The 25,689-nt window shown below is 47.4% G+C and carries 17 protein-coding genes; 9 read left to right on the top strand and 8 right to left on the bottom strand.

Annotated features, from left to right (window positions below; translation table 11 throughout):
- Nucleotides 1–64: 64 nt before the first annotated feature.
- Nucleotides 65–637, top strand: coding sequence for a DUF6658 family protein (locus QUA70_RS16150; RefSeq protein WP_333332747.1), 573 nt, complete (start codon nt 65–67; stop codon nt 635–637).
- A gap of 630 nt (nt 638–1,267) precedes the next feature.
- Here QUA70_RS16150 and psb35 read toward each other — a convergent pair.
- A complete protein-coding gene (psb35, locus tag QUA70_RS16155; RefSeq protein WP_333332833.1) occupies nt 1,268–1,480 on the bottom strand; it encodes a photosystem II assembly protein Psb35 in 213 nt (70 codons plus the stop codon).
- Nucleotides 1,481–1,691: 211 nt separating this feature from the next.
- On the opposite strand from psb35, the gene QUA70_RS16160 reads away from it, so the two are divergent.
- Nucleotides 1,692–4,676 (top strand): glycerol-3-phosphate acyltransferase, encoded by a 2,985-nt coding sequence (locus QUA70_RS16160; protein ID WP_333348376.1) that lies wholly within the window; start codon nt 1,692–1,694, stop codon nt 4,674–4,676.
- 130 nt (nt 4,677–4,806) lie between these two features.
- Here the strand turns inward: QUA70_RS16160 and QUA70_RS16165 are convergent, their stop codons facing one another.
- Together QUA70_RS16165 and QUA70_RS16170 are read right to left on the bottom strand one after the other, a co-directional pair.
- A complete protein-coding gene (locus QUA70_RS16165; protein WP_333332753.1) occupies nt 4,807–6,537 on the bottom strand; it encodes a chemotaxis protein CheB in 1,731 nt (576 codons plus the stop codon).
- 329 nt (nt 6,538–6,866) lie between these two features.
- Complete coding sequence (locus QUA70_RS16170) at nt 6,867–8,087, bottom strand: ABC transporter permease (RefSeq protein ID WP_333332756.1); 1,221 nt, start codon at nt 8,085–8,087, stop codon at nt 6,867–6,869.
- Nucleotides 8,088–8,131: 44 nt separating this feature from the next.
- Here QUA70_RS16170 and QUA70_RS16175 point away from each other — a divergent pair, with 44 nt between their 5' ends.
- The gene (locus tag QUA70_RS16175; RefSeq protein WP_333332759.1) at nt 8,132–8,257 is read left to right on the top strand and encodes a hypothetical protein; all 126 of its coding nucleotides are present in this window, start codon (nt 8,132–8,134) and stop codon (nt 8,255–8,257) included.
- Here QUA70_RS16175 and QUA70_RS16180 read toward each other — a convergent pair.
- Both QUA70_RS16180 and QUA70_RS16185 read right to left on the bottom strand, forming a co-directional pair.
- On the bottom strand, nt 8,254–9,471 hold the full coding sequence (locus QUA70_RS16180) for an ABC transporter permease (RefSeq protein WP_333332762.1): 1,218 nt from the start codon (nt 9,469–9,471) through the stop codon (nt 8,254–8,256). The genes QUA70_RS16175 and QUA70_RS16180 overlap by 4 nt on opposite strands.
- A 330-nt stretch (nt 9,472–9,801) precedes the next feature.
- Nucleotides 9,802–11,670: an efflux RND transporter periplasmic adaptor subunit gene (locus tag QUA70_RS16185; RefSeq protein ID WP_333348373.1), complete on the bottom strand. Its 1,869-nt coding sequence runs from the start codon at nt 11,668–11,670 to the stop codon at nt 9,802–9,804.
- 515 nt (nt 11,671–12,185) lie between these two features.
- Here QUA70_RS16185 and QUA70_RS16190 point away from each other — a divergent pair.
- Nucleotides 12,186–12,596, top strand: coding sequence for a hypothetical protein (locus QUA70_RS16190; protein ID WP_333332766.1), 411 nt, complete (start codon nt 12,186–12,188; stop codon nt 12,594–12,596).
- 11 nt (nt 12,597–12,607) lie between these two features.
- Here QUA70_RS16190 and QUA70_RS16195 read toward each other — a convergent pair whose 3' ends face one another.
- A complete protein-coding gene (locus tag QUA70_RS16195; protein ID WP_333348370.1) occupies nt 12,608–13,618 on the bottom strand; it encodes an ABC transporter permease in 1,011 nt (336 codons plus the stop codon).
- 266 nt (nt 13,619–13,884) lie between these two features.
- Here QUA70_RS16195 and QUA70_RS16200 point away from each other — a divergent pair, with 266 nt between their 5' ends.
- On the top strand, nt 13,885–16,143 hold the full coding sequence (locus QUA70_RS16200; RefSeq protein WP_333348367.1) for an SBBP repeat-containing protein: 2,259 nt from the start codon (nt 13,885–13,887) through the stop codon (nt 16,141–16,143).
- Nucleotides 16,144–16,182: 39 nt separating this feature from the next.
- Here the strand turns inward: QUA70_RS16200 and QUA70_RS16205 are convergent, their stop codons facing one another.
- Together QUA70_RS16205 and QUA70_RS16210 are read right to left on the bottom strand one after the other, a co-directional pair.
- Complete coding sequence (locus tag QUA70_RS16205; RefSeq protein ID WP_333348365.1) at nt 16,183–17,841, bottom strand: ABC transporter substrate-binding protein; 1,659 nt, start codon at nt 17,839–17,841, stop codon at nt 16,183–16,185.
- 593 nt (nt 17,842–18,434) lie between these two features.
- On the bottom strand, nt 18,435–19,049 hold the full coding sequence (locus QUA70_RS16210) for a hypothetical protein (protein ID WP_333332778.1): 615 nt from the start codon (nt 19,047–19,049) through the stop codon (nt 18,435–18,437).
- A 1,187-nt stretch (nt 19,050–20,236) separates the two neighbouring features.
- Between QUA70_RS16210 and QUA70_RS16215 the strand changes: the two genes are divergently transcribed.
- From QUA70_RS16215 to QUA70_RS16230, 4 genes are all read left to right on the top strand, one after another.
- Nucleotides 20,237–21,808, top strand: coding sequence for a serine/threonine-protein kinase (locus tag QUA70_RS16215; RefSeq protein ID WP_333348362.1), 1,572 nt, complete (start codon nt 20,237–20,239; stop codon nt 21,806–21,808).
- A 520-nt stretch (nt 21,809–22,328) separates the two neighbouring features.
- Nucleotides 22,329–22,661, top strand: a complete 333-nt coding sequence (locus tag QUA70_RS16220; protein WP_333348358.1) for a DUF6825 family protein — start codon at nt 22,329–22,331, stop codon at nt 22,659–22,661.
- A gap of 111 nt (nt 22,662–22,772) precedes the next feature.
- Nucleotides 22,773–24,539 (top strand): AarF/ABC1/UbiB kinase family protein, encoded by a 1,767-nt coding sequence (locus QUA70_RS16225; RefSeq protein WP_333348355.1) that lies wholly within the window; start codon nt 22,773–22,775, stop codon nt 24,537–24,539.
- Between the two features lie 418 nt (nt 24,540–24,957).
- Complete coding sequence (locus QUA70_RS16230) at nt 24,958–25,689, top strand: protein phosphatase 2C domain-containing protein (protein ID WP_333332793.1); 732 nt, start codon at nt 24,958–24,960, stop codon at nt 25,687–25,689.

Genomic DNA, 25,689 nt, shown 5'->3' on the forward strand with positions numbered 1-25,689 from the left:
TAGAGGCAGGCAGAGAGAGTTTATTTTTACTCTATGACAAGTAGTAAAAAATTGGAAACCTTTTGTGAACACTGTAACTTCTTTTTTTAAAAGACTGCGTATCGGTCAATTTTTGACTGTATTGATGGCAGGTTTGCTGCTGTTTACCAGCACCGCTTGCAATGCGGGCGATGTTCGAGGTGCTCGGCCTGAGAATCCTCCCGTTCAAATGGGAGGAATGAATAACCCCCACAAGGCCGGTGGTGATGGATACACGAATTATCAAATGTCTACTGACCCTAAAGTCAATCAATCGCCTGCTAAAGCAGAAAAGAATCGGGCTGATTTGTCAATCGTGGGCGATCATCTCCTGGCTGCGACTACCGCTGAATCTAATTCCTCAAAGCTGCTTTATCCGGGTTCTGCACCGATGGAAACTGACAAGTTCGACCCGGAACTCGGCGGAGATAAAACTCTTTTAGAAGCGTCAGACGGACAGCCGGCTAAGGCTCAACCCGTATTCGATCGCAGTGATCCCGATGCCAATATTTTAGAGAGAGTAGGCGCCGCCTTTAAGGATGCTTCTGGTTTCCTCCAAGATAGCGCTGAAGATGCCAAGGAAAGTTCGGTTACGAAGCTCAATCCGCTGCAAAAATAAGCAAGCAGAACTGGCGCGGTCTAGCCAATTTGTAGGGGCTTTTTCTGAATAGTCCCTACACTATATTCACAAGACTTAGGCAGAAATTCTATATCTGTCTTGAACGCAGAATCTGCAGGTGCGCTGGACACACCTTACTATATATTACTCATGTAAAATTACTTTTTTCGTAAGCCCCGTAGATCAAGGGTGCTGATGGCTAGACCTATCTGGCGTGTTAAATCTGAACCATATAAAAAGCAGAAAACCAATATTTCACAGTCCGATTTTTGAGACTTCAATCAAGAAAAATTGCTTGGGAAGCTTGGGTTTAGAATCAAAAAGCCCAAAGTTAGTAACCTCGTTGGTCACACTCCTACTGGGCTATGTGCTGATGCCGCACCTTACCCTATATACCTCGTCTCAAACTACTTTTTAGCCTTAGTCATGTATCTGTAGGTTGCTGATGGCGCACCTTACCCATATTCTAGATTTTAGATTGGGGATTTGAAATTTATAGGACTTGCGCCAAAAATGAAAAAGTGAACCCTTGAAATTGCCGCGCTCCGGCTGGCAATGACAAACTCGCAATGACCGAGTTTTCTCATTAATGCACAAGTCCTGCTTTTATTCCTCTACAGAAACTTTGTTTTATTTACCTTTGGAGTCAGAAACATCAGCAATCAAATCGTCTTTATCAACTTTAGGTACAAAATCAGGGCGTTCTTTGGATTCCCAACCGGGGGGACGCTTGGAGTTATACCAGGCGATCGAGCCGATCGTAGTGGCAGCAATAAAGCCAGCAACAAGAACTGCTATTGGAGTCGTCAAGCTGACACTTGATTCCGGCACTGGCTGCTGCATCAGCAGCTCTATCATTACTCGCCTGATGGGTGCAACAACAACTGCTATGGGAGTGGTCAAGCTGATATCTATCATTAGGCTAAATCCTTATCTACTCTACTTTTACATTATCTTAAGTGCTAATGCAGTTTGGTTGATATATCGGAAGACAGAAAAAGTGACAGAATTGCCGTCATAATGTTTAGAGCTTGAAAATAGGAGAGCTGATTTTATGCCGTTGCCGACAATAGCATTGCTGTTGGCTGCTAGTTTCAGCCTGGGTGCTTTACCGCTAACGGGATGGGCGGTGCGAGTGTTTAGCCGCCGAGATTTGAGGGCGCTGGGCACGGGGAATGTTGGCGTGTCGGCAGCTTTCATTCACGGGGGGAAATTAGCGGGAATTGCTGCGGTGTTGGCGGAAATTGCCAGGGGTATTGTGCCGGTTTTGGCGGGGCGATTTTGCTTCCCGGATGCACCTGCGATCGCGATCGCCCTGTTAATTCCTCTAGTTGCGGGCAGATATGCGATCGCCAGAGGTGGAGGGGTGACAAACGCTGTTTGGGGTCTTTTGGTATTTTCGCCGCCGATGGCTGTTTCATCGGGCATTTGGGGGCTGCTGGTGTGGGGTTTGGCACAGCGGTGGTGGGGTGAGGGCGATCGGGCGAGACTATTTGCTTCCCGTTGCGGGTGTCTGTGCACGCCAATTTGGGTTTGGGTGTGGCGACAATCAATGCCCGAATTTTTAGCAGCAGCAGGATTAGCTTTGTTGTTAGCAGCAATTAATTTCAGTCAGGGTGATGATATGGCTTTATCTAAATCAGAACAATTGTTTTCTCTTGATGACTCGTTAGATGCTGCACTCTGCGGCGATAAAGCGGCTAAATTGTCTCAACTGAAACGCGCAGGTTTTAACGTACCTGCTGGTTTTATATTGCCATCGAAGGAAGAAGGAAGAGGGAAGAAGGAAGAGGGAAGAAGGAATGAGGAAAATGCCGACCGACTGTTAATCAGTAATTCTGTAATCCAAAATCTAAAATCCAAAATCCAAAATCGAAAGATTGTGCGCTCTTCTGCGGCGGGAGAAGATGGCGATATTAGTTCTGCCGCCGGACAATATCAAAGTATTGGCCCTGTTTTCACTGAAGCAGAATTGCTCGATGCAATTAAGCGCTGTCGCCAGTCTTATTGGACTTCCGAAGCCGTTGCTTACCGCCGACAGCGACAATTGCCCGATACTCAAATGGCTGTATTAATTCAGCCTTATATTGACAGCGAATTGGCGGGAGTCATGTTCAGTCGCAATCCTTTAGATGGTGGTTCCCAGGTAATTATAGAAGCTTTACCGGGAGGAGCCGAAGCTGTTGTCGGCGGACAATCTACTCCGGTTCATTTAGAAATTGATTTTAGTACACCTGAATCCTTAGAAAAAAAATTAACTGAAATAAAAAATACTTCAATTATTGCTCAATCACTTTTAACAGAATTGGTAAAACAAGCGCAAGCAATTGAAGCATTTTTTCACGGCATTCCGCAGGATATTGAGTGGAGTTGGGACGGGGTAAAAGTTTGGATTTTGCAAAGTCGCCCCATTACTAATTTGCAGCCATTCTGGACGCGAACTATTGCAGCAGAAGTGATTCCCGGTGCAATTCGCCCGCTAACTTGGTCGATTAATCGACCGCTGACTTGCGGGGTTTGGGGAGAGATTTTTAAGGTGGTTTTGGGCGATCGCGCCAGTGGCTTAAAATTTAATGAAACGGCAACTTTACTGGGTTCTCACGCCTATTTTAATGCGACTTTGTTGGGCGAAATCTTTCGGATGATGGGATTGCCAGAGCAGGGTTTGGAATTTTTGCTGAGAGGGCAAAAAATGGGCAAGCCGCCTTTGGGGAAGATTTTGCCTTCTTTGCCTGGTTTGTGGCGTCTGGTGCAGCGAGAGAGGGCGCTGAATGCAGAATTTAAGGGCGATCGTACTTCTATTTTCCTCCCGGCACTGCAAAGTCTGGAGAAGGAAGAAGGAAGAGGGAAGAAGGAAGAAGGAAGAGGGAAGAAGGAAGAAGAAATATTAATGCCCAATGCCCAATGCTCAATGCCAGATTATCAATATTTAATGAAATTATTGGAAAGAGCGGAGCAAATTCAGGAGTGGCTGAAACCGATTACTTACTACAATATATTAGGGCCGATTGGGCTGGCTATTCGCAAGGCAATTTTTCGCGTTGATGATGGCTGGCTGGACAATGACAGCGCTCCTGAAATTGCTTCTGTGCGAGCTTTGCAGCAGTTGGCTCAGAAATTGCGGCAAGCTGCTGTTTCGCAGTCTGACGAAACTGTTTCAGTCGCACATTTAGCACAGATATTTGCCGAAAGTCCGGCTTTACAAGCCGAATTTAAAAAGTGGCTTGATATTTACGGATATTTGAGCGAAGTGGGAACGGATATCGCTGTTCCTACTTGGCAAGAACAACCGGAAATTTATCAAAAGTTGCTAATAAGCATGGCTCAAAAAGCCGAAACTAATTTAGTCGAAAAGCGGAAATTAGGCTTGACTTTTGGGCAGAAGTGGCGACTCGATAAATGTCAGGAAAGAGCGATCGTCAAAAACGAAATTAGCGAAATTTACGCGCGGTTATTGGCTCACCTGCGCTGGACTTTTTTGGAAATTGAAGGTTGCGGATTAGCAATGCAGGTGTTTCAGGAAAGCGGGGATATTTTTTATCTGGAATTTGGGGAAATTCAGCAGTGGATTCGCAGCGGTGCGAGTGTTTCGTTTAAGGATACAATTAGGGAAAGGCGCGATCGCCTGGTAGCCGATCGCGATCGTCCCATTCCCCCTGTCGTCTACGGCAATTTGCTGCCAAATTCTCAGACAACGGCGATCGAACTTGCCACATCCGCAACTAATATTATGCAGGGAATTCCCGCAAGTATCGGCCGTGTCGAAGGCTTTGTCAAGATTTGCCGCACCGCGAGCACAGATTTAGGAGAAAATGCGATCGCCGTAGTTCCTTACACCGATGCAGGTTGGGCACCGCTGCTATTAGGAGCAACAGCAATTATCGCCGAAGTTGGTGGCCAACTATCTCACGGAGCAATTATCGCTCGCGAGTACAAAATTCCTGCAGTTATGAATATTTCTGAAGCTACAACTCGCTTGCGAGACGGTCAAAAAGTCCGAGTAGACGGGTATCTCGGCACTGTAGAACTGCTCGAATAATTAGGAACGGGCACTCCGGCCCATTCCACAATAAAATTGAGTTTTGTGGAACGGGCCGGAGTGCCCGTTCTTGAAAATGGTGAAAGATGTAAGCTCAAACCAATAATCTCGTAAACCCGCCCCAACTTTCCTAGGCTTTTAAGAAATTCTGGACAACCAAGTTCCCCACATTTCTACCCGCACTCAAACCATCTACGTTAGCACTCATGAAATGAATGCCTCCGTAAATGCGACTCATGCCCGATTCGTCGGCCGCTTCGCTGAAGTTTTGATAGGTTCGCAAAGTGTTGACAGTCCTGTCTCCCCGATCGGCAAAGCCGTAATCCGAACCAAATACAGAACTCATAACAGGATCTGCCGCACCGCTAAAGGTGCTGTGGCCCGACGTGTACTCAGGGAACGGCGGAGTAGTTATCAGCGGAGTCCACAGAGGGTCGGCTGTCGTTTCGGGATTGTTGTCTGTGTCAGCTTGGTGGATAGCTGTCACCGGCCGCCATAAATTGTACTGGTACTTGGCATCCCAGCAGCTAATAGCTGCATCGGCGAGGGCAAAATTTAGCAGGGCGAACAAGCGGGCGCTATCTTCTAAGGATTGACCCGTGAGAGTCGCTGTTTCTTCGGCGATTTGGTTCCAGTGGCCCGGAGGCGTAAACGTCCCAGCGCCGTTGGCCCAGAATTTGGCGATCGCTGTTTGGTCTGGGGTGCGCGTGAGGCTGTCACTTTTGCCGATTTCTTTGACGTAGTTCAATTCCTCTGCGTACTTGGCGCTGTCGAGGGCGGGGGGGCCGGGCGGGCGGAACTGGGAACCGCTAGTCATCGCAAAGGGAGTAACTTCTGCCCACTGTGGCGCTAGCGGGGCCGCAAGGGCGGGGGGAGTCGGCACCCAACTGCCGGGGTCGGTTGAGGGGGTGTACTGCACTACTTTCGTGATGCCGTCTGTACTCCGCGAACTGATAATTTGGTCGGCAACTTGCTGTCCGAGGGCAATCCCGTCTTGTTTGGCTTTGCCGTCGGTAATTTTAGCTAGAGACGATGCGTATGCTTCGTTGAATGTGGCTGCTTGTGCTGGGTAGAGGTTGACTAAGACGCGGTGGGCGGCCGCGGCGGTGGCTGCTTCTGCTGATGTACCTGCGGGTGGGTCTATTTCCACGAGGTAAGGGGTGTATTTTTTGCTGATGGAGTTAACAGCATCGTAAATGGCTGCGTGAACCATTGCCATGTTGCGGGAGGCGAGGGGAGGCGGGGTGCTGGCTGTCCGCACTGCATTCAGCATGACTCCGTTCCACTCAATGACAGGGTTTCCTGATAGCTGATTTGTGAATTGGTCGCGGTTGATTGTGTTGCTGTTAACTCCTTGCAAGACTACTAAATACTCGCCCGTGAGTTTGTCTTGAATTACGGTGCTGTTGCTGTTGGCACCGGTGCCTTGCTGGATGTTTAAATCTTCAAAGGTGAGGCCGTCTAGCAATCGAATTTTGTCATTGCCGTTGCCGAAGTCGGCGATGTAGTCTGCTGTGGCTACAGTTGGGCCGCCGCTGTCTTTAGCAATGGCAAATATATCATCGCCTGTGCCGCCGCTGATGGTATCGCTACCTGCGCCCGCGTAGATGATGTCGTTGCCGGAATCGCCACCAATTAGGTCGCTGCCTTTGCCACCCCAGAGGATATCGTCGTCGTCTCCGCCTAAAATCGTATCGTTGCCTTGGTCGCCGCAGATTTTGTCTTTCCCTGCACCGCCTTCGAGATAGTCGTCTCCGCTGTTGGCATAAATGATGTCGTTGCCATCCAAGGCGTTAAATCTGTCTGGTTGGGTGGTTCCTTCGAGATAGTCAAAGTTAGAACTAGGGGTCAGGGATGCCATGTTTATTTATTGGATATTTTGATTAAGGTGCAAAGGTTTCGTAAACTCGATAGATGCTTAAGTGTGTTTACCCCTAGTTTAATATTATTAAACTTTCTGGCGGGGATGTAAACATCACAAACCAGCTTTATTGAATCTTTAATATTTAATCGGCTTTTTATGAAGTTTTCTGCTCTGAATGTGCGTAAAAATACAGCCATTAAAAGGACTTCATATACTGCAACTTTGTTAAAGTTTTACAAAAAAGCTGTTTGTTTTAATATTGAGAGCAATATAATTTTTACCCGCATAAAAGCTGCGGATTGTGTAACTGAGTAAGTATATATTGATTAAGCACTTCTCAAAGCTGCGATCGGGTCTAGTTTGGCGGCTTGGCGGGCGGGGACAACGCCGAAGAAGAGGCCAACTGCACCGGATACACTGACAGCAAGGGCGATCGCCACGGGCGAAATACCAGCTTGCAAGGGCGTGAAATTACCTACAAGTAAGATACCACCGACACCTACGCAAGTACCGACTATCCCTCCAGCAGCCGACAAAATTACAGCTTCTACAATAAATTGAAACAAGATATCTTGTTGGGATGCGCCGATCGCCTTTCTGAGTCCAATTTCCTGAGTGCGTTCGCTAACGGACACCAGCATAATGTTCATAATGCCAATGCCGCCGACTAATAGGGAAATGCTGGCAACGGCAGTTAACATAATAGTTAGAGCGCCGGAAATGGCCCCCATTCTTGCCATTAAATCTTTCTGATTTCTGACACTAAAATCATCTTCGGTAGTAATTTTGTGCCGCAGTCTCAGCAGGTTTTCCACCTGAAATTGAGCCGCATCCATTTGCGATTCATCTTTAATAGAAATAAATATCGACGTGACAGCCAAACCGTAGGGAGATTTGCGCCCGACAATGCGATTGGCCATTGTGGCGATCGGCACAGCGGCGGAATTGTCAAAATTCGTACCAAAAGATGTGCCTTTGGGCGCCAATACTCCAATTACTTTGAGGCTGACATTTTGGATACGCACCTGTTCGCCCAAGGGATTTGTATTGCCAAAAAGTTTCTCCGCTAATTCTGAACCGAGAACTACAACTTGGTTACTTTGCTTAACATCTAGTTCGGTCAAAAACCGCCCTTTTGCCATTTCAAAGCTTCTGACTTCTAGAAATTCTGGAATTGTGCCAAAAATTAGAGCAGAAACATTTTTGTTGCTGTAGCGAACTATTTCGGAACTGTTAAGTTCTGCTGACACCCCTTGAACCGACGGGACTTGAGTTGCGATCGCCTTTGCATCTGGCAGTACGAGAGTTTGAGGCGCACTTGAGATTGTACTTCGCCTAGCGTTCGGTACTCCCGGCCTCACGATTAATACGTTTGTACCCAGGGATTGAACTTGTCCTGCTACAAATTTTTGAGCTCCTTCTCCCACTCCAATCATCGCAATTACTGAGGCATTTCCGACAATCATCCCGATCATTGTTAAACTGCTGCGAGTTTTGTTGGCTAGCAGTGTTTGACCTGCCATTTTGACGCTTTCAATAAAATTCATAATTTGTTAAAAAGGAAGAAAGAATAAAGAATAAAGAAAGCCCTATGTCATTGTTTGCTGTGCGTCACAATCCCACAGGATTGGGATTGCAACGCACAGCGAAAATTACACCCTTAATAACTAATTACTACAGTCAACAGTCAACCGTCCACGGTCAACAAACTAATTAAGCACTTCTCAATGCCACAATCGGGTCTAATTTAGCAGCTTGTTTCGCAGGTACGATGCCGAAAAATAAGCCGATACTGCCGGAAACACCGACTGCAAGTGCGATCGCCACTGGGGAAACGCTAGCTTGCAGAGGAGTAAAAGCAGCGACTAAAAGCACGCCTCCGATACCAAATCCAGTACCGATCGCCCCGCCTGCTGCTGACAAAATCACAGACTCGATCATAAACTGAATCAGGATATCTTGCTGAGAAGCTCCGATCGCCTTTCTCAAACCAATTTCCTTCGTGCGTTCGGTAACAGAAACCAGCATGATATTCATAATCCCGATGCCGCCCACAAACAGCGAAATTGCCGCCACGAAAGCCAACATCAACGTCAAAGCACCAGTAATACTGCCCAAAGTATTCATTAAATCTTTCTGGTTGCGAACAGTAAAATCATCCTCTTTAGTAATTTTATGACGCAATCTGAGCAAATTTTCTATTTGAAATTGGGCAGCTTGCATCATAGTTTCATCTTTGATAGCCACCGAAATAAATGTTACTTTTGTGCCGTAGGGAGACGAGCGACCAACAATTCGATTTGCCATTGTTGTCAGCGGCAAATAAACATTCATATCTTGATTGTCGCCAAAACTTGAGCCTTTCGCCTGCATGACTCCAATCACTTGAAAGGTCGAGTTTTTGATGCGAATGTATTGACCAACTGGTTGTGTATTGCCAAATAATTGTTCTGCTGCTTCCGATCCTAAAGCAACCACATTTTCTTGTCTTTCTAAATCTAATTTGTTTAAAAATCGACCTTGACCAACATCAAAGCTTCTGACTGTCAGAAATTCTGGGGTAGTTCCGACAATGGAAGATGAGACATTTTTGTTGCGGTAGGTAACAAGTTGACTGTCATTGAGAGTTGGTGCGACTTCTTGGACAGAAGCAACTTGAGATGCGATCGCCTCTGCATCTTCCACTACTAAAGTCTGGGGCGGAATCACCGGGCGGCTTTGGGCTTCAGGACTTCCGGGAATAATAAATAGCAAGTTTGAACCCAGAGAGTTAACTTGTCCTTCGATAAATGTTTGAGCTCCTTCCCCGATCCCGATCATAGAAATTACCGAAGCATTGCCTATGATAATTCCTAACATCGTCAAGGTGCTGCGAAGCTTGTTTGCCATCAAGGTTGTGACGGCCATTTTGACGCTTTCAACAATATCCATAATTCGATTTTAGATTTTGGATTTTAGATTTTAGATTAGGGAATTGGGATTATTGGTGTCAACTTAATATTTAAACCCATAATAAATCTCGCTTGTATTTTAGTCTCGATCCCCCTAAATCCCCCTTAATAAGGGGAGTAGGGGTTGACTTTGAATACTCTTGTCCCCCCCTTGTTAAGAGGGACTTTGAATACTCTTATCCCCCTTATTAAGAGGGACTTTGACTGCTCTTGTCCCCCCCTTATTAAGGGGGGTTAGGGGGATCTCCAGGTTAGAAAACACCCTAGAGCGATCGAGATAAATAATGCCCCATGCCCTATGCCCTATGCCCTATTTCTGATTCTTGATAATATCCTCCAGTTTTTTACCTGGAGGAAGTTCGGTAAAAACGCGATCGCCCGATGCGGCACCCTCTAAAATCTGAATCTTGTTGCCAATAGTCGAGCCAACCGTAACAGGCTTAAACTTCGGCTGTTGTTTCTCATCAGGAACCAGCACACCTGTTTGACCTTTATTAGTCACAATTGCCACTGTCGGCACAACCAAAGCATTGCTCAGCTTTTGACCGACAAATCTCAAATCTACATTCATCCCCGATTGCAAGAAATCCTTGCCCGTGGCGATCGCAACTCGCACTTGAAATAGCGTCACATCCCGTTCTTTAACTGCTTCCGGCGCAATTAATTTAACCTGGCCTTTAAACACTTTATCTGGATAAGCATCGGCGACTATTTCAACTTCTTGCCCCGGTTTAATTTGACTGATATCTGCCTCTGGAACTTTCGCTAAAACTTCCACATCTCTAGCTAAAGCGACAATCGATGTCGAAGTTGCCGAAGTTGCTTCCGATGCCGAAGTTGCGGGAGTTACAAAAGCTCCTTGAATGGCGTATCTTTGGGTAATAACTCCAGCAAAAGGAGCGCGAACTTTCGTATCTTCTAACTGCACTTCTTGAAAGCGGACTTGAGCTTGAGCTTCCTCTAATTCAGCTTGAGCTTGAGCTATTTCTTCAGGGCGAGAACCGTTTTCTTGTGCCGCCAATTGGCTTTTGGCTTCAGCAACTGCTGCTTCGGCTTTGGCGATTTCTTCTGGACGGTTGCCGTTTTCTAGCTGCGCTAATTTGCTTTTGGCTTCGGCAACTTCTGCTTCAGCTTGGGCAATTTCTTCCGATCGCGTGCCGTTTTGTAACTGATTCAATGCTTGCTGCTCGACTTGCACAGCAGCTTGCAGTTGCTGAATTTGCGACAGCCGATTTTCTTGTAGTTGTTGCAGGCGTCTTTGAGATTCTGTTAATTTAGCTTGGGCTGTACGATTTTCTTTAATTAATTCATCTAGTTTATCTTTAGCAAGAGCACCTTCTTCCACTAGCGGTCGATTGCGTTCCACCCGTTGAGCTGTTAGTTCAGCTTGGGCTTTACTCGATTCAATTTGCGTTTGTGCTTGGGCAATTTCTTGTTTGACACTGCCGGTTTGAGCGTCTGCTAAACGAGCTTGAGCTTGGACTAAACGAGCTCGCCCTTGGCTGACTTCTTCCACGCGGCTGCCGGCTCGCAATCGCTGCAAGCCAGCTTGAGTTTGCTGCAAGCGGGCTCTGGCTCCTGCCACTTCTTCTATACGGCTGCCGGCTTGGACTTGCGCGAGACTGGCCTCGGCTTGATCTAAGCGCGCTCGGGCACTGGCAATATCTTCCGATCGATTTCCTGCTTCGATTTTGGCGAGTTTAGCTCGCACGCTGGCTTCGCGGGCTTTAGCTTGAGCTAGTTGAGCTTCTACGTCGCGGCTTTCCATGCGGGCAACAATCTGTCCTGCTTCCACTTTATCGCCCTGTTCGACAAACAATTCTGCTATGCGGCCGGAGCCTTTGGGGCTGAGATTCACGCGCTGTACGGGCTGCACCGTGCCGCTCGATGTGATCCGCACCGTGAGGTTTTGCGCTTCCACCGGCACTGTCATCGTGGCGATCGCATCTACTTTCGGCTGCGATCGACTTTTTGCTACATATATTGTGGTCGGTACAGCTAGCAACCCGGCTGCAACCAACCCAATCGCCCACCGCTGCGGTTTGCGCGCGGGTTTCTTCGGAGACTGTTTTTGGGCGGTTTTTTTATCTGCAATTTTGGTCTCTGCGGCCTTGGTGTCTACAGTCTGAGTATCTTCCACCTTGACCTGAGCAGTTTCCTTTTTGGGGCTAACGATCATACCGACTCACCTAATTTAATCTCAGGATTACCTTTAAAGGTAGAATTTTTTCTGATGCTTGGCATCGTCTTTCAGACTCATCCGATCGGGTGAATTTAAAAAAGTTCCCCAACCAGCACCTGTAAACAATTATAGCTAATCTTTGCAAATTATTAAATAATGTTAAGTTTTTTCATCCCAAAGAGGTGGGCCCAAACTGAATCGCTGCCGGCTGCTGGCAAATAAAAATATATTTTAGCAGATAATATTCTTTTTGGGATCTAGGAGTGCGCTTCTCACCAGCAACCAAGGCGGATGTGACAGCGGGCGATCGTCACTAGGTTATTGCGGACTCATGTTAACGATCGCAGCGGGATCTGCCAGGGCGAATCTCGCAGCGACACACTAGGGACACATTTATTCTCATAAACCAGGTTTCACGGGTAGCGGTGCGTAAGTCCTGAATACATATCCGCCCTGTGCCCACAACAGGTTAAAATATTTTTCAAATTCGTTAAAAATGGAAAATCCAAACAATGAATCGTCCTCAAAGCGTTACAGTTTTGGCAATATTGCAGCTAATTAGCGGCATCTTCAGTTTGCTTGACGGCTTGTTCATCTTACTTTTTGCAGGCATTTTTGGCGGTCTCGGTGCGGCTGTCGGCGGGGCGCAAGTTGGCACTGTAATCGGCAGCTTCATTGCAATTTTTGCGGCGCTCAGTTTTATTTTAGGCCTCCTCTCCTTACTCTTAGCTTGGGGTTTGTTTCAACTAAAAAATTGGGCTTGGACGGGAACGTTAATTGTCCATATCATCGCCATCCTCGCGCAAATTGTCAAAATGTTTGGCAGCGGGGGTACAGCAGTCAATTTTTTAACTCTGGGTTTTGCAGTGGCTAGCATTTACTACCTATTGCGACCGGATGTTAAACAAGCATTTCGTGTCTAATTTCCTTTTGATTAACGGTACTGAATTCTCGGATCGAAAAAAGCATAGGAAATATCAACCGCCAGATTAATCAGTACAAAAGTTACAGCCACAAAAATTACTCCGCCTTGGACAATTGGGTAATCCCGCGTCAGAATACCGCTATAAATCCAAGAACCAATTCCCGGCCACGAGAAAATCGTTTCAGTCAAAATAGCGCCGCTTAAAAGAGTGCCGAACTGCAAACCGATAGTTGTGACGATCGGCAAAAACGCATTTTTCAAAGCGTGTTTCAAAATCACCCAATATTCCGGCAATCCCTTCGCCCTCGCAGTGCGGATGTAATCTTGAGAAAGCACTTCCAGCATCGCAGAACGAGTGATGCGAGCTATAATCGCCAGAGGAATAGTTCCTAAAGTCAAAGCTGGCAGGATTAAATGGGCGATCGCATCCCGCAAAGTCGCCAAATCCCACCTCAGCAAAGAATCCAAAACATAAATACCCGTAATCGACTTAAAACCAAACCCCAAATCTACACTAATCCGCCCGCTAGGGGGCAGCCATTTCAAATAAACAGCAAACAAATAAATCAACATCAATCCCAACCAATACACCGGCAATGATACGCCAATTAACGAACCGCTCATCGCTAGATTGTCCAGCCAGCTATTTTTCTGAACAGCAGCCAAAATACCCGCCGGAATTCCGATAAAAAGTGCTACCAACATCGCCACCACAGACAGTTCCAAAGTAGCAGGCCAGCGCATTCTAATTTCATCAATTATCGGAATACCGCTAAGAATGCTATTTCCCAAATCGAAGCGCAGCAAACTCCATAAGAAAGCCAAATATTGCAAAGGCAAAGGCTGATTCAGACCCAACCTTGCTCTCAAAATTTCCACCTGTTCGGGAGTTCCCCGTTCTCCCAAAAGCACTGTAGCTGGGTCTCCTGGTATCAAATGCAAAAAAGTAAATACTAGCAGAGTGATTCCGAAAAGGACTGGCAATAGTCCCAGCAAACGTTTAGCAATATATTTAGCCATAATTAGATTTGAGATTTGAGATTTGAGAACAAAAATATAAATAGAAAAGTAAATTTATGTAAAGTATGAGGAACCAAAGAGAAGATATTTTGATCGACAGTGACATACTTGCGCACATACTTACGCAGACATAGGCTGTTGTAAAATTGATTTTATTTGGGCTGAATCTTGCAGGCGATCGCACTAGCACTAGATAAAAACGAGCGATCGCACCTTTAACCGGAATATACGCATTTTGTGACATAAATGAATTTGTGAGGTGTATTATGCCTTCCTCAACAATATCAGCACGCGCGATCGCAGATGCCGTTGCAGGTACAATCCCTGAAACCACACTGACTATTGGAAAACTAGCGCCTAACCTTGAGTGGCTCAAACAATTCGGCACACCCAGTGACGATCGCTTCAGCAGCGCAGCACTTGACAGTGCAGGCAATCTCTATCTGACAGGATATACCGATGACTTTTTGGGCACCAATCGAAGTACAAATACCTGGGTAGCCAAATATGACAGCAGTGGCAGTCAGTTGTGGCTCAAGCAGTTAGGTGGCAGTAATAACTATCCCAGTGAAGTGACTGTTAATAGTGCTGGCAGTGTCTACCTGACGGGAAGCATTGCTAGCCCTTCACCGCAGCCGCCCTTTAACGAGTCAGACGCTTGGGTAGCTAAGTATGACAACACCGGCAGCCAGTTGTGGCTCAAGCAGTTCGTCGTCACAACCCCTGATTTTAATGACAATCCCTCAGACCTCGCTGTGGATAGTGTCGGCAATGTGTACATTTCAGGAACAAGTGGCTATACAACTTCCGGTGCAGGTGGAGGCCCCAAAAGCGCTTGGGTAGCCAAGTATGACGACAGCGGCAACCAGTTGTGGTTGAAGAGTGTCAATTCTGACATCTACGACATCTCCAATGGCATAAAAGTGGACAGCAGTGGCAATGTCTACCTGACGGGCATAAACTATAACTTTTCAAAAGGCTATCCACCGGATGGTGGCACCTGGGCAGCCAAGTACGACAGCAATGGCAATCAGTTGTGGTTGAAGCAATTTCCGAATACCAACTCTGACTCCTTCTCAGGCTACCCCTCAAACTTAGCAGTTGATAGTGCTGGCAATGTCTACCTGACGGGAACAACCAATGGCGCTTTGGGAAGCCCCAATGCAAGCGGTCAAGATCTTTGGGCAGCCAAGTATGACAGCAATGGCAACCAGTTGTGGCTGAAAAAATTCGGGACTGCTAGCGATGACTCCTCTTCAGAGTTAGTACTCGATAGCGCTGGCAATCTCTACCTCACGGGAAAAACCGACGGTGCTTTCGGGGGTCCCAATGCAAGCGGTCAATATATTTGGGAAGCCAAGTATGACAGCAATGGCAACCAGTTGTGGCTAAAGCAATTCGGGACTGCTAGCGATTACTCCTATTCAGAGTTAATACTCGATAGCGCTGGCAATCTCTACCTGACGGGATCAACCAACGGCTCTTTGGTAGGCCAAAATGCAGGTGGTAAAGATATTTGGGCAACTAAGTATGACAGCAATGGCAACCAGTTGTGGCTGAAGCAATTTGGGACTGCTGACTCTGACTCTCCCTCAGAGTTAGCACTCGATAGCGCTGGTAATGTCTACCTGACGGGACAAACCAACGGCGCTTTGGGAGGTCCCAATGCAGGCGGTCAAGATATTTGGATTGCTAAACTCGGCACGATCGCAGAGGTAGTCACACCAACGCTGACACCAACACCAGAACCAACACCGATACTAATATCGACGCCTACTCCCACAACAACGCCGACACCTACTTTCACAGCAACTCCTACGGCAACACCAACGCCCTCAATCACTCCAACGCCAACTCCGACATCAACACCAACGCCCTCGATCGCGCCAACGCCAACTCCGACATCAACACCGACGCCATCTGTCACACCGACACCAACGCAGAACTCTTCTCCAATTATCGGTACTGATGGCGACGATATCCTTCCAGGCGATCGCAGCAACGATACCATCAGCGGTAAACAGGGAAATGATACCCTCAGTGGTCTTGATGGCAATGATGGGATGTATGGTCATCAAGGTAATGATTTTCGCGAAGGTAGCAATGGGGATGATACCCTTTACGGTGGCAAGGGCAATGATACTTTGCTTGGCAATAACGGTGAGGATGTTTTATTTGGCGATCGCGCTTCTGACAGTCTCCTTGGCGGTGAAGGGAATGATACTCTCTACGGCGGTGAGGGAAATGATACCCTATTTGGCAGCTTGGGAAATGATTGTTTAATTGGAGGTTTGGGGAGCGATCGATTCCTCTTAGGACTTGATGTCGCAACGGATACCATTTTAGATTTTGAAGACGACCAAGATTTGCTGACACTTGCTAGCGGTATCACCTTCTCTCAATTAGCAATTACTCACAGTAACAGTGCAACTGTAATCCGGTTTGTGCCAACAGGAGAAATCTTGGCATCTCTGAGCGCGATATCGGCGAGTCAAATTAATGCTGCCGACTTCACTTTCATCTAAAACAGGACTTACCCATAAACTCTATCTGTCTCTAACTTCTCAATTTTTGCTCACTTCCTCAAAAGACTCCGATCCCAAAGGACTCGGAATCCAACCTTGAATATTCTTGCGTTTCCCTAAAAGCGGCTGCGAATGTACGATCGGCAAACGCACAGCTTCCTCATGCAAAATCTCGCTAACTTCCGCATAAATTTTCGCCCTAGCTGCTTTATCCCCACTCGCCCTCCCCCGATCCAAAAGTTCCAGAACTTTCGGATTTTTCCAATTTCCCAAATCCGCCGTCGAACCAGGCCCGAAGTGAGGATAATAAAAATTGTCCGGGTCGCCATAATCTCCAGTCCAACCCATCATAAAAGCTTGAAAGCCGGGAGGTTTTAGCCGATCGGCTAAATAAGCAGACCAATCCTTTGTCAGCAATTTTACCCGAATCCCGATCGCGCTCAAATCCGCCGCCAAAGCCTCAGCAATCGGCTTCGGCGTGGGAAAATAGGGACGGCTGACGGGCATATACCACAAATCCAAATCAAAACCGTTCGGATAACCGGCTTTCGCGAGCATTGCTTTAGCTTGCTGCGGGTTAAATTCATAATCTTTAAATTTATCAGACGCCGCCCAATTCAGCGCAGGTGGGATAAATTCCGAATCATGTTTTCCCAGTTCTCCCCAGAAAGCTTGGACTATTGCTGGCTTGTTAATTGTTTGGGCAATCGCCCGCCTGACCTCGGGTTTTGACAAAGGTTCGTAACTCGGATTTAACCCTAAATAACCGACATTAAAAGAAGGTCGCACAACAGCTTCTAAATTAGGATCTCCCTGAACTTCTTTCAGTTGATCCGGCGTTAAATCCACAGTAAAATCAAGTTGTCCTGCTCGCAACTGAGCGAGTCTCGCCGCCGGATCATCAACAAAACGAATTACCAATTGATTGACTTTTGGCGTGCCAGTTTTCCAATAATTCGGATTTTTCTCCAAAACAATGCGATCGCCCGATCGCCATTCCTGAAACACAAAAGGTCCCGTACCCACCGCCAGCGACCCCGGAGTGCCGTACTTAGCACCCGCTTTTTTCACCGCCGCCGGACTCGCCATTCCGAAATAAGCGGAACCTATCGCCGAGGGAAAAGCAGCAAAAGGTCGATTCAAAACAAATTTAATTGTAAACTTATCAACAACCGCCACATCTTTTACTAAAGAATCTTTTTCTCCCTTAAACCCCCCAAAAAAATCTTTCCAAATTGGATAATTCTTCCCCGCTTCTCGAAAACCGTTAGGATTTTTAGCATCCCACCAGCGATTCACATTAAACTTAACAGCTTCCGCGTCAAAATCCGTACCGTCGTGAAACTTTACCCCGGAACGCAACTTAAAAGTCCAAGTTTTACCATCTTTAGAACTTGACCATTTAGTAGCGAGACTCGGCTCAAGTTCCACAGTTCCCGGTTGGAAATCAGTCAAGCGATTGTAAATTTGGTCGATAACAATCACCGAATTGCCATCAGTAATATTTCCCGGTTCCAGATTGATCGGCGGCCCACCAGCACCGTAGACTAAAGCCCCAGCCGGAACCGCAGCAGGAGTTGTCGGAGTTGGAGAATTATTGCTAACCGTGTTTGAAGGAGTGCCGCAATTTGATAAAATTACAGCCATCCCAAAAACTAGACCTAATAAAACTAAACGCCATAATTTTAACAATCTCATTTCACTAGCTCCGGTTTAATAAAAAATTGTACTCATATAAATAAATTTCTAATTTCCTCTTTCTCTCCCCTCTGGGAACTCTGCGCTCTCTGCGGTTCATTTAGTAAATTCTATTCAAATTAATAAACCAAATAGAACACGCTGATGATATCATGTTCGAGGGCAAAATCTCAACCTACACCTTTACATTAGGCTACCCAACCAGCATGAAAGCCAACGTTGGTGGCCCAGCTAGAGGGATCATTCGATTTGAGATTTGAGATTTACTCCACAGGTGGATCTGGGAGCTTTAACTTGCGTCTAAAATTTTTATCTCTCCACGACATCGGGAGATTGTATGTGTTTTTGCCCGGTCACAAATGCCAAAGCGATCGATTAATTCGATTGTTTGAAATATGATCCACCTGTGGAGCATAAACATTCCTTTACCCACCCAAAATATCTTTGAATATCTGCATATAACAGCCAGATTCGGGATTATTGGCAAACATCAATATTTCTCTCTTTTCTCTTTCTCTGCTCCCTCTGCGGTTCGTTGAAAAAAATCTAGTTTACTTCAAGTAATAGGATAGCTATAGGCGATCGCACCCACCCTACAAATCAAAACTCTCTTCACCAATACTTCCCAGTTCCCCGCTACCCAGAAACTCTTCCTCCTCTACTTCCTCACTCCCAGACTCGAAACTTTCCACCACAAACGGCAAACCAGCCGCCATCAAACCCCGTTGAATCAGTTCCGGCGTTTCATCAAACAAAACAAATAGCGGATGAACAGCCTCGGCTTCATCGCTGTAAATATGTCTGTAGCGGTACGGCATCACCCATTCGTAACCTTTATCCAGCCAAACCTGAGACTGCCGCCAGCGGCCGAGCAACTCAGAAAACTCTTCGTCCGGACGATGAATGAAAATCAAAATTTCCACACCAATTTTAACTTTCCATTCAGGATCGCACATCAAAATCGCCAAATCGCAGGGCAAACAAACTGCCTGTCCGGGCGATATGCTAGTGCCGCTGCTTCCGGCATAAGAAACCCCGTCCCGCAAGCGCGCAATTGGCAAAGGAATTGTGATTAAACTCTCATGGGCGCGGCGGATACTCGGAATCATTTCCATGTAAACCCGATATTTTTTCAGCAGGGCGATCGCGGCAGAAGATTCGCTGTACTCTGCTAGTAAAGTCTCGTAATGTGATTGTTTAACAGACATTTTCAAACCAAAGAATAAGTAATTACTAATTTGCTAATTCCTAATCGATCGCTTCTCGTTACTAGGAAGACCCCATTGGTGACAACTTAAGCTCAAGTTCCCCCCTTCGGAGAACTTGAGCTTGCCTCCAGGCCTTGCTGTGTAACGCGAACAGCGATTGAAGCATTGATGGCTATGGGCTACCAATGTCGGGAGAATGCTTACAGCCTTTTTATTTACAAGGTTTGAGCCATGTGCAGCCTCAAGATTAAGCCCGATACGATGCCTCTTTGTTATTTTATGCCGCTCGCCTGAACTTCATCTGAGCCAAAAAGGTAATCAGGTCTGTAAGGTGTGACTCTGGGAGCAACATCAGACCTGAGAGTGTCAATTCCCCAAGCTCAAGATCGCCATCCGGCAATCTTATAACTCATAAGATTGATCATAAGTCAACATAAAACCTAAATCTTTACAAAAATCGACTAATTTTAAAGACTTGCTAAAGCAATGAGGGGTTGTACCCCCCATAAGTTAGAGTCAGATATTATAGATGCACCCTGATGGCTTTCCCGTTCCACAAGAGCGGGATTTTTATTATGGGAAAGCCGGAGGGTTAAGTTTCACAATACCTACTACAGTTGACACTCTCCGTCCTAAAGTCCGGAGATTCTTAATTCAGCGACTGACCTTTAGGCACCATATCCCTTGCAGGCAATTCTCAAACCTTTCAACCGTGAAAAAACACCAATTGACGAGTCTGACTTACAGCAACCCCAGAGGGTCTATCTCCAAAAGCGTACTAGGATACGACCTAGAGTTCGGGCGTGCCCCGCCCTACTGGATTGATTGAACCGAATTAGGGATTTTCTGGTATTGAGAATGCGTTGACTCTCTAGCTGTGTTTTACAAGGTTTTCGCTACCCTTCTTTGTGCTTTTAAAGAGCTTTCAGGTTCGAGGGTGCCGACTAAAAGTCGCTTCACAACCGCCCACCTTGGGGATTTCAACCATCTCTACTTTAATCCAAAGCCGTGCTAGAAGCACGGGGTTTTAGACCCATTTTTTCGATAAAATGACGTGGGGATGCCAAGATTAAAGATATAGCAGAGCTAAAGCTCAAACTAGGGCGCCGATCGATCAAACCTCACCCCTAACTCTGCGAAATAACCCAAAGGCGGTAGCATAGTTTGGGAAACGGCATCAACTGAAGATGAACTTAGCCTCAGCAACAGTCCTGCAACAGGGCAAATACAAAATTAACGCGACTTTAGGCATAGGAGGGTTCGGCATCACTTACCGAGCTATCCACACTCATTTAAACCAAACCGTCGTACTCAAAACCCTCAACGAAAGTCTGCGCCAACACCCCGAATCTGCCCAATTTCAGCAGCAGTTTATTGCCGAAGCCCAACGCCTGTCGCAGTGTCAGCATTCCAACATAGTCAGAGTAATCGACTTTTTTGAAGAAGCCGGACAGTCTTTTGTCGCAATGGACTACATTCCGGGGCAAACTCTCGCCCAAATAGTCGAAACCGATCAGCCGCTGCCAGAAGCCCAGGCCCTGCACTATATTCGGCAGATAGCCTCAGCCGTAAGTACAGTTCACCACAGCGGATTGCTGCACGGAGATATCAAGCCAGAAAATATTATCCGGCGAGCCGATTCTCACGTAGTAATGTTAATAGATTTCGGAATTGCCCGCGGCTTTACCGCCGGCACCAAACAAACCCACACTAACTTGCTCTCCCCCGGGTACGCGCCGATCGAACAATACCTCTATGACGGTAAATGTACACCGGCCACTGACATCTATGCGATCGCAGCCACCCTCTACTACTTACTCTCCGGCGTGGCGCCCGTAGCAGCACCCCTGCGCGATCGCATTCCCTTGACTGAGTTACGGCAATTTCAGCCCAACCTCAGCCCAGGAATCGAGCGAGCCATCCTTCAGGGACTCGAAATCGACCCCCACAACCGCCCTCAAACAGTGGAAAATTGGCTCACCATGCTGCAAGAAACAGAGCGAGTATCAGTAAAAAGAAAAGGCAAGCAAAGTCTAAAATTGCCCGCACCTCCCCCGCCACAGTTGACTTTTGTGGCGTTTGTGGTAACGGCTGCAATTGCAGGCTGGATGGGTTTTGACCTAGCATCGCACTACAACAGCACGACTCTCAGTAATCGGCCCAAAAGTGAGTCCTTCCCATCTCTGGAAGATTTGCTCAAATCCCGCGATTTGTCAGGGCCAATGTTCGGGCAGCCATCTGTCGAAAGCAGCCCTCTCTACCCGATCGAACTCAACAAGCGTCCCAAACCCCCCTTAGATACCAGCAACATTCCTGAACAGATCGACGAGCCCTCAGAAACTAGCGCCGAACCTTCTGAGGCTCCAAGCCAGGAAACTCCCGCCCCAGAGCCCGAAGCGGAACCGGAGCCATCCCCGACGCCCGAACCCGCGGAGGAGCCTTCTGAGTCCCCCATTCCAGAGCCTCAAACCGAAATCGAGCCAGATCCCCAACCAGAAGCCGCACCAGTACCGGAAGTTGCGCCCCTGCCGCCAAAACCGCCCGCCGCACCCGCCCCGCCTGCCCCTGGGAGTGCTAGCGCTGAAACCCTGCCGCCGTCGGAATCCCCGTCGCCAGTAATAGCCTCGCCGATCGAGCGATCGCCTGAGCCTGCGATACCAAGTCCCAGTGGCAACAATTCAGATAGTTCGATCGCACCTGATTCACCACCTCCTGTAGCCGATCCCACGATGCCTTTTCCCGAACCTGCGACAAATTAGTATGGTTTTTGTTGGTTAAAAGTGCGGACAAATACTTGGTTTTCTAAGTCAGCAAATATCCGCTCAGTAGTTGAGATAATAAGGCCCTACCTAGCCAACGACTATCTTCCAAAAACTTCCGTCGAATCTGAAAATCCCAACAGTCGGCGTCTGAGTTTATCGAATATTTCCTATTCCCTCTGCAATCCAAATGCCCGCAAAAAAATGCAGGACTGTTTCCTATTTTGATTTAAATTATGTTAGAATATGTGCGCGGCGCTGAGGTTCTGTTAAGTCTTGTATTACTGCTGCCAAGCTGCAAACATTTTGGTACAAAGCAACCCCAACCTCGAATTTGAGTCAGTGTAAGCGACGCTTTTGGGCTAGGCCGTGGCGCGTTAGACTGTTCTAAATCTCAAGAATCCCATCTGCGACACTCGGGGTGGGAGTGTCAATTCCCCCAAACTTCCTTCCTTTGGGAGCAAGCATCATCGGGGACAAGCAAGTTATAATTTGTTGCGGAAGCGCACAGAGATTTTTTATGAGTAAACCCCCAGTTCATGCTTTTTTTGTAGGCAGAGCACTTGCCGAAGCCCTGTACGAGCAATTAGAAAGCGCGGCAACCAACGCTTTCTCTGAACTCGGCAAATTTGACGCAGAACAAAGAGAACGCCTGCGACAGTTCACGGATCGAGTTGTGGAACGGGCAAATCGAGCTTCGGATGAGGCGATGCACACCAGAACTGGCACTGCAAGCACCACCACTATTCAAGACATCCATCCTGCAGATTTGCAAGCGACTATTGACGAGCTGCGCGCCGAAGTGGCTCTGGTGCGATCGGAATTGCAGCGTTACCGCAGCAGTTTGCCGTAGCGATCGATTCGACCACAAATATTATTTACTACGTGAGCGCATTGCTTTGCGCTCCTGCGCTCCTACTTTCAATCAAAGCAACAACATAAAATAAGCAAGTTGGGAACCCAAGTGTCTGCTCTCCTTGATGACTCTGTTAATCGCCAGCGCTCCCCCAAGCACACTGGCGAAGCCGATGAGCAAAAAACTGCTAGTAAATCCTACAAAAGTAAAGCTTATCGCTGGAATCGCGAAAAATACTCCCGGAAGCGGCGCTTCTTCGACATTTGGGCCTTTGTTTTGCTCTGGCTGGCTTCGCTGTGGCTCGACAGCAAAAATTGGAGCTACTGGGGAGGCGTGACTGAAGAAAAGAAAGTTGCCAGACGCCGCTTTCAAGCTATCTGGGTTCGAGAAACACTCTTGGATTTGGGGCCAACTTTCATTAAAGTGGGGCAGTTATTTTCTACCCGCGCCGATTTGTTCCCAGCAGAGTTTGTGGAGGAACTTTCTAAGCTGCAAGATAAAGTGCCTGCTTTCAGCTACGAGCAGTTAGAGGTAATTGTTGAGCAAGATTTGGGCAAGACAGTTCAAAAACTCTACCGCAGCTTTGATCCAGTGCCCCTGGCTGCTGCCAGTCTGGGTCAGGTACACAAAGCTCAACTCCATTCGGGCCCGGAAGTGGTTGTCAAGGTGCAGCGACCTGGACTGCGGAAGCTGTTCGAGATCGATTTGCAAATTCTTAAGGGAATTGCCCGTTACTTTCAAAACCATCCTAAGTGGGGCCGCGGCCGAGATTGGATGGGGATTTATGAGGAATGCTGTCGCATTCTGTGGCTGGAAATTGACTATCTCCATGAAGGCCGCAATGCTGATACTTTTCGTCGCAATTTTAGCAACTGTGACTGGGTGCGGGTGCCGAGGGTTTATTGGCGGTACGCGGCTCCGCGAGTGCTGACTTTGGAATACCTGCCAGGGATTAAAATCAGCCACTACGAAGCTTTGGAAGCGGCCGGTATCGATCGTAAATTAATCGCTCAGTTGGGCGCAAAAGCTTATTTGCGGCAGTTGCTCAACGACGGCTTTTTCCACGCTGACCCACACCCCGGCAACATTGCTGTTAGTGCTGACGGTTGTCTGATTTTCTACGATTTTGGCATGATGGGGCAAATCCAGTCGAACGTCCGCGAAGGACTGATGGAGACGCTCTACGGCATTGCTTCCAAGGATGGACAGCGGATTATGGATTCTCTGATCAATTTGGGAGCTTTGGTGCCTACGGGTGATATGAGTCCGGTGCGCCGATCGATCCAGTATATGCTGGATAACTTCATGGACAAGCCTTTTGAAAATCAGTCTGTGAGCGCGATTACCGACGACCTTTACGATATTGCCTACAACCAACCTTTCCGCTTCCCAGCTACTTTTACTTTTGTAATGCGAGCTTTTTCCACCATCGAAGGGGTGGGTCGAGGCTTAGATCCCGAGTTCAACTTTATGGAGGTGGCACAACCTTTTGCCATGCAGCTTATGACTAATGGAAATGGCCATGATACAAGTAGCAGCATTTTTAACGAAATCGGCCGTCAGGCAGCTCAGGTGAGTTCGAGTGCTTTGGGTTTGCCCCGCCGGATTGAGGAGACTATTGACAAACTCGAACAGGGAGATTTGCGGATTCGCGTCCGTTCGGCAGAAACAGAGCGCTTGCTGCGCCGCATGAGCAGCGCTCAAATGGGCACGAATTATGCTTTGCTGATGAGTGCTTTTACTTTGTCGGCGACAATTTTGTTTGTCAGCAATCAAGTCTGGCCGGCTGTCGCTGTTGCCGCGCTGGCGGCGGGTGCAGGGTTTGCTATGCTGCGTTTGTTCAAGCGGATTGATCGTTTAGACAGGATGTCATAATTGTGCAATTTGCGATTTGAAATTTCAGGTTTGAGATTTCTCGCCAGCCAAAATTTGACATCGAATGTTAAGTTTTGGCTGGCTGACAACGGATTGCTAAAATTTACCGCACTTACACGCTTTGACGCTAAAAACCGCGTTGCTTCCTATATTTCTCCCCCAGCTAAACCTCTGATTTTTGGTAAAAATCCTGTTTTTTTTTTGCAGGTGCTGCTTAATTTACTGGATTTACCGAAATTTTAAGATGGGATTACCATCCTACGATCTACAATATGAGGTCAAGGTAGTGCAATTTTTCCAAAACTCGCGATCGCGGGCGGCAGAAATTTCAAGTCCCGTTCGGGATTTAAGTTTTGGAAGAAAACATGGCACCACTTAAATCAAGCTTTCAAGTTCGATGAGTCCAATCACCCAATCTATGAAACGCTCTTTCGCAGGTAAGACAGACACAGGGCTAGTTCGTTCCGTAAATCAGGATTCTTACTACATAGACTCTGACGGGCGATTTTTCATAGTGGCCGATGGAATGGGAGGACACGCCGGAGGTCAAGAAGCCAGCCGGATTGCGACTGAGGCGATTCAATCTTATTTGCACGAACATTGGGAAGGGCCTGAGGATTCTCCGCTGTTGTTGGAAAAGGCTTTTTTAATTGCCAATCAAGCAATTTTGACGGATCAACTCGACCACCCCGAGCGTGCTGATATGGGGACTACTGCTGTGGTTCTGATGTTTAGGGATGAGGGCCGACCGTGGTGCGCTAATATCGGGGACTCTCGCTTGTATCGGCTGCACGGCTCTCGCTTGGAGCAGATTACTGAAGACCAGACTTGGGTGGCTCAGGCTGTGAAAAGAAAGGCCCTAACTCCTGACCAGGCTCGCAGTCATCCTTGGCGTCACGTTTTGTCCCAGTGTTTGGGCCGCGATGATTTGCGGGAGATAGATATTTTGCCGGTGGACGTGCAACCTGGGGATCGCTTGCTGCTCTGCAGCGATGGCTTGACTGAAGAACTTTCCGATCCTTTGATAGCTTCGCCTCTGAAGTCGATTCGCGCCTGCGAGGGCGCTGCAAATGCTTTAATTCAAGCAGCGAAGGATAAAGGTGGACGCGATAATATTACTGTGGTGATCGTAACGATCGACCTCAAATAA

The organism is Microcoleus sp. LAD1_D5, assembly GCF_036702115.1.
Lineage (GTDB): Bacteria > Cyanobacteriota > Cyanobacteriia > Cyanobacteriales > Microcoleaceae > Microcoleus.

Bases quoted from the DNA above. Each gene is read 5' to 3' on its own strand.
- QUA70_RS16215 (WP_333348362.1), top strand. From the start codon at position 20,237: ATGAACTTAGCCTCAGCAACAGTCCTGCAACAGGGCAAATACAAAATT.
- QUA70_RS16160 (WP_333348376.1), top strand. From the start codon at position 1,692: ATGCCGTTGCCGACAATAGCATTGCTGTTGGCTGCTAGTTTCAGCCTG.
- QUA70_RS16205 (WP_333348365.1), bottom strand. From the start codon at position 17,841: ATGAGATTGTTAAAATTATGGCGTTTAGTTTTATTAGGTCTAGTTTTT.
- QUA70_RS16200 (WP_333348367.1), top strand. From the start codon at position 13,885: ATGCCTTCCTCAACAATATCAGCACGCGCGATCGCAGATGCCGTTGCA.
- QUA70_RS16190 (WP_333332766.1), top strand. From the start codon at position 12,186: ATGAATCGTCCTCAAAGCGTTACAGTTTTGGCAATATTGCAGCTAATT.
- QUA70_RS16180 (WP_333332762.1), bottom strand. From the start codon at position 9,471: ATGGATATTGTTGAAAGCGTCAAAATGGCCGTCACAACCTTGATGGCA.
- QUA70_RS16210 (WP_333332778.1), bottom strand. From the start codon at position 19,049: ATGTCTGTTAAACAATCACATTACGAGACTTTACTAGCAGAGTACAGC.
- QUA70_RS16165 (WP_333332753.1), bottom strand. From the start codon at position 6,537: ATGGCATCCCTGACCCCTAGTTCTAACTTTGACTATCTCGAAGGAACC.
- QUA70_RS16175 (WP_333332759.1), top strand. From the start codon at position 8,132: ATGTCATTGTTTGCTGTGCGTCACAATCCCACAGGATTGGGATTGCAA.
- QUA70_RS16195 (WP_333348370.1), bottom strand. From the start codon at position 13,618: ATGGCTAAATATATTGCTAAACGTTTGCTGGGACTATTGCCAGTCCTT.
- psb35 (WP_333332833.1), bottom strand. From the start codon at position 1,480: ATGCAGCAGCCAGTGCCGGAATCAAGTGTCAGCTTGACGACTCCAATA.
- QUA70_RS16230 (WP_333332793.1), top strand. From the start codon at position 24,958: ATGAAACGCTCTTTCGCAGGTAAGACAGACACAGGGCTAGTTCGTTCC.
- QUA70_RS16170 (WP_333332756.1), bottom strand. From the start codon at position 8,087: ATGAATTTTATTGAAAGCGTCAAAATGGCAGGTCAAACACTGCTAGCC.
- QUA70_RS16220 (WP_333348358.1), top strand. From the start codon at position 22,329: ATGAGTAAACCCCCAGTTCATGCTTTTTTTGTAGGCAGAGCACTTGCC.
- QUA70_RS16185 (WP_333348373.1), bottom strand. From the start codon at position 11,670: ATGATCGTTAGCCCCAAAAAGGAAACTGCTCAGGTCAAGGTGGAAGAT.